Origin of the sequence: Thalassospira sp. CH_XMU1458, from assembly GCF_037027205.1 — a bacterium.
Classification (GTDB): Bacteria; Pseudomonadota; Alphaproteobacteria; order Rhodospirillales; family Thalassospiraceae; genus Thalassospira; species Thalassospira tepidiphila.
In genome coordinates, this window is the sequence record NZ_JAYMDW010000001.1 from 1,236,594 (window position 1) to 1,251,963 (window position 15,370).

10 protein-coding genes are annotated in these 15,370 nt (G+C 53.9%); 1 reads left to right on the forward strand and 9 read right to left on the reverse strand.

Translation table 11 applies throughout. The features are described 5' to 3' along the window. The first annotated feature begins 10 nt into the window (after positions 1-10). Positions 11-3,319: a DUF499 domain-containing protein gene (locus tag WBY09_RS05590; protein ID WP_336232206.1), complete on the forward strand. Its 3,309-nt coding sequence runs from the start codon at positions 11-13 to the stop codon at positions 3,317-3,319. Between the two features lie 332 nt (positions 3,320-3,651). On the opposite strand, the gene WBY09_RS05595 is transcribed toward WBY09_RS05590, so the two are convergent. The 9 genes from WBY09_RS05595 to WBY09_RS05635 form a co-directional block, all read right to left on the reverse strand. After that, entirely contained in the window at positions 3,652-4,170 is a 519-nt protein-coding gene (locus tag WBY09_RS05595) for a DUF2478 domain-containing protein (RefSeq protein WP_064779679.1), read from the reverse strand. Positions 4,171-4,215: 45 nt separating this feature from the next. Further along, on the reverse strand, positions 4,216-4,839 hold the full coding sequence (locus tag WBY09_RS05600) for a carbonic anhydrase (protein ID WP_336232207.1): 624 nt from the start codon (positions 4,837-4,839) through the stop codon (positions 4,216-4,218). A 46-nt stretch (positions 4,840-4,885) separates the two neighbouring features. Further along, complete coding sequence (locus WBY09_RS05605) at positions 4,886-5,704, reverse strand: peptidylprolyl isomerase (protein ID WP_336232208.1); 819 nt, start codon at positions 5,702-5,704, stop codon at positions 4,886-4,888. Positions 5,705-5,761: 57 nt separating this feature from the next. After that, on the reverse strand, positions 5,762-6,457 hold the full coding sequence (gene narI / locus WBY09_RS05610; RefSeq protein WP_064779676.1) for a respiratory nitrate reductase subunit gamma: 696 nt from the start codon (positions 6,455-6,457) through the stop codon (positions 5,762-5,764). Between the two features lie 11 nt (positions 6,458-6,468). Continuing rightward, the gene (gene narJ / locus WBY09_RS05615; protein WP_064779675.1) at positions 6,469-7,173 is read right to left on the reverse strand and encodes a nitrate reductase molybdenum cofactor assembly chaperone; all 705 of its coding nucleotides are present in this window, start codon (positions 7,171-7,173) and stop codon (positions 6,469-6,471) included. Beyond that, entirely contained in the window at positions 7,173-8,696 is a 1,524-nt protein-coding gene (narH, locus tag WBY09_RS05620; protein WP_336232211.1) for a nitrate reductase subunit beta, read from the reverse strand. The genes narJ and narH overlap by 1 nt, the downstream gene beginning before the upstream one ends. Next, positions 8,693-12,433 carry a nitrate reductase subunit alpha gene (locus tag WBY09_RS05625; RefSeq protein WP_336232212.1) on the reverse strand — a complete coding sequence of 1,247 codons (3,741 nt, stop codon included), beginning with the start codon at positions 12,431-12,433 and terminating at the stop codon, positions 8,693-8,695. Before WBY09_RS05625 ends, narH begins: the two co-directional genes overlap by 4 nt. 68 nt (positions 12,434-12,501) lie before the next feature. After that, positions 12,502-13,896 carry a NarK family nitrate/nitrite MFS transporter gene (locus WBY09_RS05630; RefSeq protein ID WP_336232213.1) on the reverse strand — a complete coding sequence of 465 codons (1,395 nt, stop codon included), beginning with the start codon at positions 13,894-13,896 and terminating at the stop codon, positions 12,502-12,504. Positions 13,897-13,957: 61 nt separating this feature from the next. Further along, positions 13,958-15,322 carry an MFS transporter gene (locus tag WBY09_RS05635; RefSeq protein ID WP_063088761.1) on the reverse strand — a complete coding sequence of 455 codons (1,365 nt, stop codon included), beginning with the start codon at positions 15,320-15,322 and terminating at the stop codon, positions 13,958-13,960. Between the last annotated feature and the right edge of the window lie 48 nt (positions 15,323-15,370).

A 15,370-nucleotide genomic window follows, 5' to 3' on the forward strand; every position in this document is an offset into this window, starting at 1 on the left:
GGATAGACTAATGGCCAAAAGCACGCGTCAGCACGTATTCGAAGGCATGGAGTTACTGCCCGAAGGTTTGATTCCCTTTGTTGAGAAACGGTTGGAAACGCAAATCACGGGGCACTGGCAGGTTCAGGTTTTGGAACGTGTCAGAGGACTGAGAGCCAATGCAAATGGTGAGGTGAACTGGGATCAGCAAGGTTTGCTTCAGGCCATGATGGCGTTTTGGAAGGACGCCTTTGCCATGGTGCTGGGACATCCAGAGCGATCATATGTTTCCGAGCTTCTTGATGTCCGTAACAAGCTCGCGCACAATGAAAGCTTCACCTATGACGATGCAGAGCGCGCGCTGGATACCATGCGCCGTCTGCTTGAATCCGTGAGTGCAAGGGAAGTTGCAGAGAAAATCAGTGCATCTCGAGACACAATCTTGCGAACAAAATATGCCGAACTGCAGCGGAATGAAGAGCGCCGTAAATCGCAGCGCGCAGACATTTCGGTAGAGACTGTTGCCGGTTTGATGCCATGGCGAGAGGTTGTTGAGCCACATCGGGATGTCGCGACTGGCGAGTTCCAGCAAGCCGAATTTGCGGCTGACTTGGCCAAGGTACATAATGGCAGTGCACCTTCAGAATATAAGAACCCGACGGAGTTCTTTGCTCGCACATACCTCACGGAAGGCTTGAGCAATCTGCTTATCGGGGCGGCCAAGCGGCTCTCTGGTTCAGGCGGCGATCCTGTTGTTGAGTTGCAGACGAACTTTGGCGGTGGCAAGACGCACTCGATGCTTGCTCTCTATCACATGGTTAGTGGAGTACCAGTTCAGGACCTGTCAGGGCTTGATCAGTTGTTGTCTCGAAACGAACTTTCGGTTCCAGAAAAGGTAAATCGTGCTGTTTTGGTTGGGACTTCTCGTGGTCCACAAGACGTTATCAGCATTGAAGGTGGAACGAAGATCAAGACAACTTGGGGTGAACTCGCTTGGCAGCTTGGTGGGACCGAAGGTTTTGACATGCTGGCTGAGAATGATGAGCGCGGAATAGCGCCGGGCTCAAACCTTCTTGAAGCATTATTTAAAAGATTTTCACCGTCGCTCATCCTGATTGATGAATGGGTTGCTTATCTCCGTCAGGTTTACAAAGTTGATGGGCTGCCTTCGGGGTCGTTTGATGCAAACCTTTCGTTTGTTCAGGCACTAACAGAAGCGGTTAAGGCAAGCCCGGGTACGTTGCTTGTCGCGTCCTTGCCTGCGTCGCAGATTGAAGTTGGTGGTGAAGGTGGGCAAGAAGCGCTTGCGCGTTTGAAGCAGACATTTAGCCGTGTTGAATCTTCGTGGCGTCCTGCGAGCCAGGAAGAGAGCTATGAGATTGTGCGGCGTCGCCTGTTCAAGGAGATTCCGGGCGACAAGTTCCATCATCGTGATAATACCTTAAAGCAGTTCGCAAAACTGTATCGGGAAAACGCGAACGACTTTCCGCAAGGCTGTTCCGATGAGGACTATCGCAGGAAGCTGGAGAAAGCCTACCCAATCCATCCTGAGCTGTTTGATCAGCTGTATACCAGCTGGGGATCTCTGGAAAAGTTCCAGCGTACCCGTGGGGTTTTGCGGCTAATGGCACAGGTTATTCATGAACTCTGGATGGGCAATGACCCTTCAGTTGTAATCATGCCAGGCAGTGTTGCAATTAGCACGGCCAGAGTAGAGCCTGAGTTGCTGCATTATCTTGATGCAAGTTGGCAATCGATTATTGCTGGTGACGTTGATGGCGTTGGTTCGACACCTTACAAAATTGACCAAACTGCACCAAACCTGAATCGTTACTCCGCCACACGACGGGTGGCGCGAACGGTATTCATGGGGACAGCGCCAACACATGGGCAGGAAAATAAAGGACTTGATGACAAGCAGATTAACCTAGGCGTCGTGCAACCGGGTGAACGACCTGCGATTTTTGGTGATGCACTACGGCGACTGACCAATCAGGCAAAGTTCATGCATAGTGACCTTGGCCGATATTGGTACTCGGTTTCAGCAAGCCTTAACCGGATTGCGGCTGACCGTGCTCAACAGATTGAAGAGGCACTTGTTCTAGTCGAAATTGATAAGGCGTTGAACAAGTACATTAACGGTCTCGGAGATCGCGGTAATTTTGATACAGTACAGATTGCCCCTGTTAGCTCGTCAGACGTGCCCGATGAAGCTGGTGGTATTCGCGCAATCGTCCTCGGTGTTGAATACGCGCATACTGGACGCGAAGGTTCTTCCGCACTAGGGCAGGCCCAAGAGATTTTGATGCAGCGCGGAAGTACGCCGCGAGTGTATCGGAATATGCTCGTATTCTTGGCGGCAGAGCAAAGACAGCTTGATAATTTGAAGCAGGCTATGCGTTCTGCTTTGGCTTGGGCCGAGATCGTCCGTGAAACAGACCGCTTGGATTTGAAACAAAGTGATGTCGCGCTTGCCAAGGCGAAGCTCTCAGAAAGCAACGAGACGGTTAAGACCAGGCTCAAAGAAGCGTGGTGTTACTTGCTTTATCCTGTTCAGGAAGGTGCCCAGGCTGATCTTGATTGGACGACAGCGAAGATCCAGGCTCAAGATGGTGTGCTTGCACGTGCGAGCAAGAAGTTGGCCAGTGATGAAGGACTCTTGACGGAACTCGGTCCAGCACGCTTGGATCGGGAGCTTCAGAAGTATATTTGGAATGGGAAGGACCATCTGTATCTGAGGGAGTTGTGGGAATATCTCAATAGATACACCTACCTCCCACGTCTCAAAAATCGCGATGTTTTAGCCAAAACTGTGCAGACGGCTGTCGGTGGCATGCTTCCTGGACCTTTTGCTTACGCGGAAGGTTGGGATGAAGGGAAGCAATCCTATTTAGGCCTGGCGATCTCAGGGGCTGGTAGTACCCAAATTATCATTGATAGTGATTCTGTCATTATCAAGCCAGAGGCTGCAGAGCGGCATCGCGTAGCGATGTCGGAGAGCTTGGCAACCGCAACTGAAGATCGGATGCCCGTTGGTTCAGGAGACGTTGTCCAACCGATTTCTGGTTCTGCTGCAATTTCTGGCGAAAGTGCACCGGAGATCCAAAAAGATCCCACGCGATTTGTGGGGACTGTCATGATTTCCGCAGATCGGCCAGCGCGTGAAATTCATCAGATTGTTGAGGCGATTGTCGAGCAGTTGACGACTATTCCCGGCAGTGAAGTGTCTCTTAAGCTCGAGATTGATGCGGAAGTTCCGTCCGGGTTGGATCGTGGCAAGGTGAGGACTCTTATCGAAAATGCGACCACGCTAGGCTTCATCGACAAGTCGGTAAGCTAGGATGAAGTGTTCTTGCATATGTCTCCTTTCGGTTTTCTAGGTGGATGTGTAACGGCACTTTTCGGTTGGGATAAGTTTCATTGTGACAAACTATATGAATCGATCTGATTAAAACTCAGCTTTTCTGTCAATTCCGCAGTTTTTTGTCAGCTTATGTGGCAATCCGTGTCAACTTATCTGGCAATCTGAAATGCCAAGTGTTTGATTTCGCGAAATGTCTAATGTCACCTTTTGTGGCACGGGACATTCTGAAAAATTTATGCGGCCTGAGCCCGACGCATATATGCGTCGGTGCAGCTATTTGATTGTCATAGTTCGGGTTAATGCGCGTGCTAGGCTGGCAGGGACAACGCACAATTCTCCTCAAGCCAATCAAAAAGATCGTTTTCTTTTGGAGGCAAGGCGATTTCCAGACCTCCGGCAAATTCCTTGAATGCTTCGAGGTTTAGTTGGTTCAGGCCGACCAATACCGTGATGTCTTTTACCAAAGCATCGGCAATGACATCCCTAAAACCGCGCCCTTCGGCCTCGTGCTTGCCGAATTTGTTGATAACGAGAACATCGGCACCTTTTTGAAGCTCCTGGGTGACGAAGCCAACGGCATCTTCCAGTGCACTTGTATCAAGGCGGCAGCCGCGTGAATGTTTGCCCAGTGCCTGAGAAATGCGAATAACCGGACCATCCGGCAGTACCTTGACATCCATATCGCACGGATCGTCCATTTCCCGTTCGGAGTTGATCTGAACTGTTCCGCAAACGCGCAAGCCCGTGTCCGAGAGGCGCCGGGCAACGCGCGACAAAAGCAGGTCTGTGTCACCTCTACCCGCTGCCATCGTGTATGCGATTTTCATCTTGGTATTCCTTGTTTCGTTTCATCGGGGAGTAGCTCACCTGAGTCAGGGAGCCCGTTCCTCGGAATTGGGAAAATCCGAGCGACGGATCGTGCATTCAAGGTCACGCAGAAGGCCGTCTTTCAGGCTATAAATCAGGCCATGAATTTTGATTTCTGCGCCAGCGCGACAGGCACGCCGCATGATCGGGGTTTCGGCCACCCGGCTGACACCCTCGATCACATTGAGCTCCGCGAGCCTGTCACGCCGAACCTCGATGTCACTGTGCTGGTCAAGTGCACGGGCATGATAGCGGGCCTGACGACGGATCGGTTCAAGCCAGTGATCGGCCAAGCCATGGGGAAGGTCCTCCGTCGCTGCTTTCACACCGCCACAACCGTAGTGACCGCAAACAATAATCTCGCGGACCTTCAGGGTTTCGACGGCAAACTCAAGCGCAGACAGAAGGTTCAGGTCTGATGAATGCACCACGTTTGCAACGTTGCGGTGAACAAAAACTTCTCCGGGATCAAGCCCGGCAACTACGTTGGCCGGTACCCGGCTGTCCGAACATCCGATCCAGAAAAACTCTGGCGCCTGATGGCTTGCCAGTCTGGAAAAGTATCCGGGCTCTTCGTCTTGCCGCGATCGTGACCAGAGCCTGTTTCGTTCCAAAAGGTTTTCAAGCATGGAAACCTCACACCTTTTGTGGCTTATATGCGGTAAAACCGCGCGCTTAATTGGGTTTCGTATTGTTGGTCCCGCGTCCAAGGTCGGCTCCGGTGATGGAGGAGGACGCGATAAGGCCGTCGACAAACGCCTTTGCCTTGCGGGCCCACTGGGCTTTTTCCATCGCTTCGGAAATTTTTGGTTTCACGGTCTCGAACGGCAGTGGATGCCCCTCTGCCAGTGCATCTAGCCGGAGGACGTGATAGCCATATCTGCTCAGTACAGGCTCAGGCGCGATGTCGCCCTCAGAAAGCTGGCGAAGAGCGGCTTCAAATTCCGGAACCGTGTCGCCGGGGCGCAACTGACCAAGTGATCCGCCTGCTGAACGCGATCCACAGTCGCTTTGCGTGCGTGCAATCTTTTCGAACGTCTTGCCGTCTTTGCGAAGGTCGCTGAGGATATCGTTTGCCCGTCTGAGGGCCAGTTCTCTCTCCACGGCGTCATTCGGATCGCATTTGCACAGAATGTGGGACACTTCCCACAACGGCATCGAACGAAACCGTTCAGGATCCTTTTGCCATTCGGCACGAATGGCTTCTTCGCTTGGGGGAATGATATCGATCTCTGCTTCAAGCAATGCGCGGATCATGGCCTCTTCCCCGGTTTCAAACCGGTTTGGTGAGACTTCCAGCGGGACTGCTTCAATACCGTTTTTGCGTGCTTCCTGAAGCAACAGGGTACGGATGACCAGTGCATTTGCCGCGTTACGCAAAGCGTCGGCAAAATTGTCCTTTGACGCCGTGTGGTTTTGCAATTCCGCAGCAACCGCTGTTTGCGGAATGGTTTCGCCATTGATGACGAGATCGGGAAACATTTGCGTATTCATAGCGCTTTGTCCTTTGTTTTCAGGAGGTCGTCGGCGCATGAATGCGCCGACTGTCCATTATCGATGTGACAAAGGTCTGGTGCGGCGTGACCGGACAATCTGATACCCCGGACGCAAGAAATACCGCACTGGAACTGACAGCATGTGCACAAGGCGCGTGAACGGGAACACCAGGAAAATCGTCAGGCCCAGAACCAGATGCAGTTTGAAGATCCAGGCCACATTGGTAATGTGGCTGGCGGCATCAGACTGGAAGGTGAAAATTCCCTGTGCCCAAGCCATGAACTTGGTCATTTCATACCCGTCGAGATGTTCAAGCGACACAAAGATGGTGCCGATCCCAAGCACAAGCTGTGCCAGCAACAGGGCCAGAATGCCAATATCGGCAAAGCTTGACGTTTTGCGGATACGCGGATCGGTGATCCGGCGATGAAACAGCATCAGGCCACCAATCAGGGCCATGACACCGGCAATGCCACCGGCCACAACTGCCAGGGTCTGTTTGGCACCATGAGTGATCCCAAGGGCATCAAAAATCCAGATTGGCGTCAAAAGTCCGACCAGATGGCCAAAGAAAATGACCAGAACACCGACATGGAACAGAACGGAGCCCAGCATCAATTGCCGGCGACGCAGAAGCTGACTTGATGATGTTTTCCAGGTGAAGGGATCACGTTCATATCGGGCGATAGAGCCGATAATCAGGACCGATAGCGCGATATAGGGATAGATCCCGAAAAGGAAGTTATGCATTTGGGCCTCCTTTACTCTGCTGCTGCCGGCGGTACCGGTCCAGCGGGTTGATCAATACGCGACAGAATGTCACGCACCTGCGGGCAACCGGCATTCGGGTCCGGTCCGAACGTGACCTCGCTTTCCTCCCAGACTTCGTCGAGGGCCTCGAGGTCATTGGGGTCGTCTTCGGGTTGTTCAAGGAGTTCGGCAACGGCATTGGCGTCAGCCGTGACATTGGCCAGTTGCTGCAAGGCGGAAAACACCGCCTGATAGGGGCTTTCGCGATTTTCGAGACGGGCGCGGATTGCCTCAAAGATGTGTGCTGCGTCAGCCAATGTGTCCTGCACCTCTGCACGCGGCCGGGTTGACAGGAATTCCAGCAGCACAGGAAGATGGTCTGGAAGCTCCGTTGTTGCCGGTTCAAAGCCGCCAGCCCGATATGTTTCAAGCAGGCTGACCATGGCACCACCACGGTCGCGGCTTTCGCCGTGAACATGCTCGAACAGGTTAAGTGACAGGCTGCGCGAACGATCAAACAGCATGACGAAACGTTCCTGAAGATCGTAGATGTCATCGTTTGACATGGCCTCGACCAACGGTCGCAGATCGCGACGCGCCGCCGCTGTCAGGCGGGTGTCCGATGCCAGAACACCACCGATTTCAGGCATGGCTTCTTGCAGTTCTGTTGTCGGATAGCTCAGCAGAAGCGAGAACGATTTGAGTGTGCGGTCCATCAGCGTACCTCCTCTGGCATTTTCAGAGGCTTCTTGCTGCCACCAAACAGGGACCCCTGACTGATGCCCGAAGAACAACCGTTGCAGTTTGTGAACCCTTCGCCGCCACGCAGGTCATAGGCTTCCTCGACCTGTTCGCGATGGGTGGTCGGGATGACAAACCGGTCTTCGTAATCGGCAAGCGCCATGATTTTGTACATGTCCTCGATGGTTGCACCATCAAGACCGACGCGCTTGGCGACCGACTCATCAATGACACCATCGACGGTTTTCGACCGCATATAGGCCCGCATGGCCAACATCCGTTCGAGAGCATGTGCCACTGGCTCCTCGTCCCCTGCTGTCAGCATATTGGCAAGGTATTTCAAAGGAATGCGAAGGTTGCGGACATCGGGCATTGCCCCATCCATGCCGATTGCGCCGGCTTCGGCAGCATTCTGGATCGGGGAAAGTGGCGGGATATACCAAACCATCGGAAGGGTGCGGTATTCCGGATGCAGCGGGAAGGCAACTTTCCACTCCATCGCCATTTTCCAGATCGGGCTGTCCTGGGCTGCCTTGATCCAGTCTTCCGGAATGCCGTCGGCACGGGCCGCCGCGATAACTTCCGGATCTTTGGGATCAAGGAACACACCAAGCTGGGCATCATAAAGATCGGTGGTTTCTTCGGCATTGGCCGCTGCTTCGATCTTGTCGGCATCATAAAGCATGACACCGATATAGCGGATACGCCCGACACAGGTTTCCGAACAGACCGTCGGATTGCCTGATTCAATGCGCGGATAGCACAGCGTACATTTTTCCGATTTGCCCGTTGACCAGTTGTAATAAACCTTCTTGTACGGGCAGCCCGATACGCACATGCGCCATCCCCGGCATTTTTCCTGATCGATTAGAACAATGCCGTCTTCTTCACGTTTATAAATCGCCCCAGACGGGCAACTCGCAGCACATGCCGGGTTCAGGCAGTGTTCACACAGACGCGGCAAATACATCATGAATGTATTTTCGTATTCGCCGTAAATATCTTTCTGGATGCCTTCGAAGTTGTAGTCTTCCGAGCGTTTCGAAAACTCACCGCCAAGAATTTCTTCCCAGTTTGGGCCTTTTTCGATTTTTTCCATCCGTTCGTCAGAGATGCGCGAGCGTGGACGGGCCGTTGGAAAGGCTTTCACTTCCGGGGCAGATTTCAGGTGATCGTAATCGAAATCGAACGGTTCGTAATAGTCGTCGATTTCCGGTAGATCCGGGTTGGCAAAGATGTTTGCCAGGATCCGCCATTTCGATCCCTGTTTGGGCTGCAGCTTGCCCGACTTGGTGCGTTCCCAACCACCATTCCAGCGGTTCTGGTTTTCCCAGTCGGTCGGGTAGCCGGTGCCAGGTTTGGTTTCGACGTTGTTGAACCAGGCGTATTCAACACCATCGCGGCTGGTCCAGACGTTTTTGCAGGTTACCGAACAGGTATGGCATCCAATGCATTTGTCGAGGTTCAGCACCATGCCGATTTGTGCGCGGACTCTCATTTCCCGACCTCCTTGTCGTTTGCTTCTTCGTCGAGCCAGTCGACCTTCTGCATTTTGCGGACAATGACGAACTCATCACGGTTGGCACCCACGGTTCCGTAGTAGTTGAAACCGTATGATTGCTGGGCATAGCCCCCAATCATGTGTGTGGGTTTAAGTGTCGTGCGGGTGACAGAGTTATGAATGCCGCCGCGTTTGCCGGTCTTTTCGGAGCCGGGCGTATTCACGATCTTTTCCTGCGCATGGTACATGAAGGTCGTACCATCCTTGATGCGCTGGGAAACGACTGCGCGGGCGGTCAGGGCACCGTTGGTGTTGTACAGTTCCACCCAGTCATTATCGACGATCCCGGCGCGTTTTGCGTCGTTTTCGCTGATCCAGATCACCGGACCACCACGGTTAAGCGTCAGCATCAACAGGTTGTCGCTATAGGTCGAATGGATGCCCCATTTCTGGTGCGGTGTGATGAAGTTCAGCACCACATGGGGCATACCGTCGCGGGCTTCGTCGTTGATTTCCGTGGTAATGGTTTTGAGGTCAACCGGTGGACGATAGGAAACAAACCCTTCGCCAAAGGCCCGCATCCACAGGTGATCCTGATAAAGTTGCTGACGTCCGGTAAGGGTCCGCCACGGGATCAGTTCGTGAACGTTGGTATAGCCCGCGTTGTAACAGACATGCTCGGACTCAAGGCCCGACCAGGTCGGCGAAGAAATGATCTTGCGCGGTTGGGCGGCAATGTCGCGGAAGCGGATTTTTTCATCTTCCTTGGGAAGGGCGAGATGGGTGTGTTCCCGTCCTGTGATCTTGCCAAGTGTATCCCAAGCCTTGACCGCAACCTCACCATTGGTTTCCGGTGCCAGCATCAGAACCACTTCGGTGGCATCGATATCGGTATCAATTTTCGCACAGCCCTTGGCAGATCCTTCCTGCCACACACCGTTCAAATCACGAAGATGCTGAACCTCGACCTCGGTCTTCCAGTTGATCCCCTTGCCGCCATTGCCCAGTTTGTCCAGCAACGGGCCAAGTGCGGTAAAGCGATCATGGATTGCGGTGTAATCGCGCTCGACGGCGATATAGTTCGGTGCAGTCTTGCCGGGAATAAGTTCGCATTCACCCTTCTTCCAGTCTCTGACCTGATCCTGGGCGAGTTCACCCGGGGTGTCATGAAGGATCGGCAGGGCGACAATGTCGGTTTCCTTGCCAAGATATCCCGGAACGATTTCCTGGAGTTTCTTGGCAATGGCCTTGAAGATTTCCCAATCAGACTTGCTTTCATAGGCCGGGTTGACGGCCGCCTGAAGCGGGTGGATGAACGGGTGCATGTCTGACGTATTCAGATCGTTCTTTTCATACCAGCTTGCGGTTGGCAGAACGACATCGGAATAGACTGCGGTGGTGCTCATCCGGAAATCAATGCAGACCAGAAGATCAAGTTTTCCACGCGGGCCTTCTTCATGCCATTTGGCTTCCTTGGACAGTTGATGGCCTTCTTCGCCCAAATCCTTGCCCATGACACCATGATCGGTACCAAGAAGGTGTTTGAGGAAATATTCGTGGCCCTTGCCCGAAGACCCCAACAAGTTGGAACGCCAGACAAACAGATTGCGTGGCCAGTTCTTTGGATCATCCGGATCTTCACAGGACATTTCCAGTTCGCCAGATGTCAATTTTTCGGCGACATATGCCGGAATTTCCTTGCCGGCTTCTTTGGCGGCCTTTGCAACATCGAGCGGATTGGTCTTGAGCTGTGGGGCAGATGGCAACCAGCCCATCCGTTCGGCACGGATATTGTAGTCGATCATTGAAACGTCCCAGTCGCCATCCGGGGCGGTCGGAGACAGGATTTCTTTGGCCGTCAGCGTCTCATAACGCCACTGATCGGTATGGGCATACCAGGCACTAGTCGAATTCATGTGCCGAGGCGGGCGTCCCCAATCAAGAGCGAACGCCAGTGGTTGCCAGCCGGTTTGCGGACGGAGTTTTTCCTGCCCGACATAATGGGCCCAACCGCCACCCGATTGGCCAACACAGCCGCACATGACCAGCATGTTGATGACACCACGGTAGTTCATGTCCATGTGGTACCAGTGGTTCATCGCAGCGCCGATAATGACCATTGATTTGCCTTTGGTCTTTTCGGCATTTCCGGCAAATTCCCGGGCGACATGAATGATCTTGTCAGCTGGAACACCCGTAATCTTTTCCGCCCATGCCGGGGTTCCGGGCATGCCGTCGGCATAGTCACTGGTGACCCAGTCACCACCCAGCCCGCGATCAAGGCCATAGTTTGCACAGAACAGGTCAAATACGGTCGCGACCATGACCTGGCCATCGGCGGTCTTGATGCGTTTGACCGGAATGTTGCGGTTCAGGACATTGGGATGCTGGGCATCGGTTGCGAAATGCTCCGAGGTGTCGCCGCCGAAATACGGGAAGTCGACACCGACAATCTCATCATGATCTTCTTCAAGAATCAGCGACGTCTTGAGATTGGTATCTGCACCGGCGGCTCTTTCTTCCAGGTTCCATTCACCAGCTTCACCCCAGCGATAGCCAATTGACCCGTTCGGAGCAACAAGGCTGCCGGAGTTGTCGTCAATCGCAACGGTTTTCCAGTCGGGATTGTTGTCCTCACCCAGTTTGTCACTCAGGTCAGAGGCACGCAGGAACCGGCCCGGAATAAGCGAGCCATTCTTTTCATCGAGTTTTACCAGCATCGGGAAGTCCGAATATTTTCGGCAATACTCTTCGAAATATTCGGTCTGACGGTCGAGATGGAATTCCCGCAGGATCACATGGCCAAACGCCAATGCCAATGCGGCATCCGTACCCTGTTTAACATTGAGCCAGACATCGCCGAACTTTGCGGCTTCGGAATAATCCGGGCAAATAACCGCTGATTTGGTTCCGCGATACCGGGCCTCGGTATAGAAATGCGCATCCGGTGTTCTGGTTTGCGGTACGTTCGATCCCCAAAGGATGAGATATCCGGCATTGTACCAGTCTGCGGATTCCGGAACGTCGGTCTGTTCGCCCCAGGTCATCGGCGATGCCGGTGGCAAATCGCAATACCAGTCATAGAATGACATGCACACACCGCCAAGAAGGCTGAGATAGCGTGAACCCGCTGCATAACTGATCATCGACATCGCCGGAATGGGCGAGAAACCAAACACACGGTCAGGACCATATGTTTTCGCCGTAAAGGCGTTTGCCGCCGCAACCAGTTCGGTTGCCTCATCCCAGGTCGCACGAACAAACCCGCCTTTGCCGCGACTTGCAACGTAACTTTCCCGAAGAACGGGATCGTTTTGAATGGCGGTCCATGCCTCGATCGGGTTCATTGTGGAACGCATCCGGCGCCAAAGCTTCAAAAGCTTGCCACGGATCAGCGGGTTTTTGACGCGGTTGGCAGAATAGAGATACCAGCTATAGCTTGCCCCACGTGCACAGCCGCGCGGTTCATGGTTTGGCAGTCCGGCACGGGTGCGCGGGTAATCGGTCTGCTGGGTTTCCCAGGTGACGATCCCGGATTTCACATAGATTTTCCAACTGCAAGAACCGGTACAGTTCACACCGTGTGTCGAACGAACGATTTTGTCGTGGCGCCAGCGGTTGCGATAGGTATCTTCCCAGTCGCGATTTTCGCGGGTGACCTGACCGTGGTCGTTTGAGAACCTCTCCAATTCCTTGTTCTGGAAGAAGTTCAGTCTGTCTAACAGGTGACTCATGGCGTTTCTCCTGAAGGCTGCGGACCCTGCCCAAACCGGTTAGGTTGGGCAGGGAAAATTTTGGGTGATCAACACGAAACCGGTGCGTTCTTGCGGCTGTAGTAGAACCAGGTGATCGCAAGGCAGACCGCGTAGAAGACGGCAAAGCACCAAAGCGCACCTGCGGGACCACCGGTCAGCGCGATGGAGGTGCCATAGGCTTTGGGAATGAAGAATGCGCCGTAGGCGGCAATCGCACTGGTAAAGGCGATGATCGCGGAACTTTCGAGTTCCGACTGTTTGAGCTGGGTGGCCTGATCGGCATCGGGCATCAGGCGCGGGATTTCCTGACGCATGATCGACGGGATCATCTGGAAGGTTGATGCGTTGCCGACACCGGTCAGGAAGAACAGCGCCATAAAGCAGGCAAAGAATCCCCAGAAATGGCCGCTCGTTCCGCCAAGCGGCAGGAATTGAAGGACGCCGACAACGGCAATAATCATGCCGATAAAGGTCCAGAACGTTACCCGGCCGCCACCAAGCTTGTCAGAAATCCATCCTGTACCTGCACGGCTCAGCGCACCAACCAGCGGGCCAAGAAATGCATATTGCAAGGCATCGACTTCCGGGAACTGGGTTTTCATCAGCAGCGGGAACCCGGCGGAATACCCGATAAAACTGCCAAATGTGCCGGTATAAAGGATGCACATGATCCAGTTATGTTTGCGGCTAAAGATGATCGACTGCTTTTTGAAGCTGGCTTTGGCATCCGCGATGCTGTTCATGCCAAACCAGGCAGCAATGGTCGAAACCACGATGAACGGCACCCAGATGAAACCGGCATTCTGCAAGAAGATTTCGCCGCCACCTGCAATGCTTTGGGCGGCACCTCCGAAGGCGCCGAACACACCGGCCGTGATCACAAGCGGGACCACAAACTGCATGACCGAAACACCAAGGTTGCCAAGTCCGGCATTCAGGGCCAGGGCGTTGCCCTTTGTTCTTTTCGGATAGAAATAGGCGATGTTTGCCATCGAGGAGGCAAAGTTGCCGCCCCCGAACCCGCACAACAGTGCAAGAATAAGGAACCAGCTATAGGACGTATTGGGGTCCTGTACGGCAAAGCCGATCCCAAGGGCTGGCAGCAACAGGGATGCTGTGCTCAGCGTCGTCCAGACGCGGCCACCAAAGATTGGCACCATAAAGCTATAGAAAATACGAAGCGTTGCCCCCGACAAACCGGGCAGTGCGGCCAGCCAGAAAAGTTGGCCGGTGGAGTAGGTGAAGCCAATGCCCGGCAGCTTTGCGACAACAACCGACCAAACCATCCAGACCGAAAACGCCAGCAAAAGGCAGGGAATGGAGATCCAGAGATTGCGGGTGGCGATTGCACTGCCTTTGCTTGACCAGAACTCTGTATCTTCTGGTCGCCAATCGGTCAGGACAGCGCCTTTTTGACCATTGTCTGCGTGCGTGATTTCCAAAGGAACCTCCCGATGAAACTGTTGGAGAGGCAGAGCGCAATCTGCGCTCTGCCGGTTTGTCTTACTGAGCAGGTTTGGTGGTAACGCCCGATGGTTTGCCAGTGGCAGGTGCCGGTTTCTCCAGCGGTTTGTCGGGCACATCTGAAAGGTATTTTTCGTCTGCCAGTGCCGGATGACGCGAACGTTCCATGCGGCGGATCACCACATGCATCCAGATCGTGGACACCGCGACCAGCACGAACAGCAGCATGAATGGCGCGGTCCAGACATTGGTCAGATCAAGAAGCACTCCGAAGGCGATTGGCAGGAAGAAACCGCCAAGGCCACCGATCATGCCAACCAGACCGCCAACCGATCCGACGTGATGTGGGTAGTAAACCGGGATGTGTTTGTAGACTGCCGCTTTGCCCAGGCTCATGACAAAGCCGAGAACGACTGTCAGGGCGACAAACATGCCAACTGAAACACCGAAATCAAACTCGATGGGGCCGTTGATGCCCGAAACCAGATAGGTCGTTTGCGGGTAACTCATGATGAACAGAACGACCAGGGAGACGATGAAGGTCAAATACATGACCGCACGTGCACCCCATTTGTCCGACATCCAGCCACCCAGTGCCCGAAAGACCGAGCCGGGTAGAGAATAAAGTCCGGCAAAGACGCCCGCCGTCGTTAGTTCCAGCCCATAGGCGCCGACATAGTAGCGCGGCAAAAAGCTTGCCAGCGCGACAAAGGCACCAAAGACAAAGAAGTAATAGGTGGCAAAACGCCAGACCTGCATGTTCTTAAGGGGCTCAAGCTGTGAGCTGGCCGATACCGGGCCTTCGCCAGATTCCTTGCGCGCTTGCTGGACCGGGTCGGTTTTTGCCAGCAAGAAAAACAGTACGGCTGTGATGACAAGGACGACGGCGTAAACGCGGGCCGTCCCCTCCCAACCAAGGGCGACTACCAGAAATGGGGCGGCAAAGTTCGTTACAGCCGCGCCAACGTTACCGGCGCCAAAAATCCCCAGCGCAGTGCCCTGACGTTCCTTTTCGAACCAGCGCGACGTATAGGCGACACCAACGATAAAGGACCCACCAGCAAGGCCAAGACCAAGGGCGGCAACAAGAAAGATTTCATAGCTGTGGACGGACGTCAGGAGCCAGACACAGACGGCTGTAATCAGCATCTGCAGTGGGAACATAACCCGACCGCCAAATTGCTCTGTCCATACGCCAAGGAAGATACGGCTGACCGAGCCGGTTAGAACCGGTGTCGCGACCAACAGCCCGAATTGTGTATCGCTCAGGCCGAGTTCCTGTTTGATCTTCACCCCGATAATGGAAAAGATCGTCCAAACCGCAAAGCATACCGTGAAGGCGAAAGTACTCAGTCCCAGAGCACGGTATTGGTCTGTTTGTGAAACCCCTTTTAACGTATGCATGGCAATTCCCCTCGAGCATCTGTCGTTACATTGGAGCGTGTCCGAATG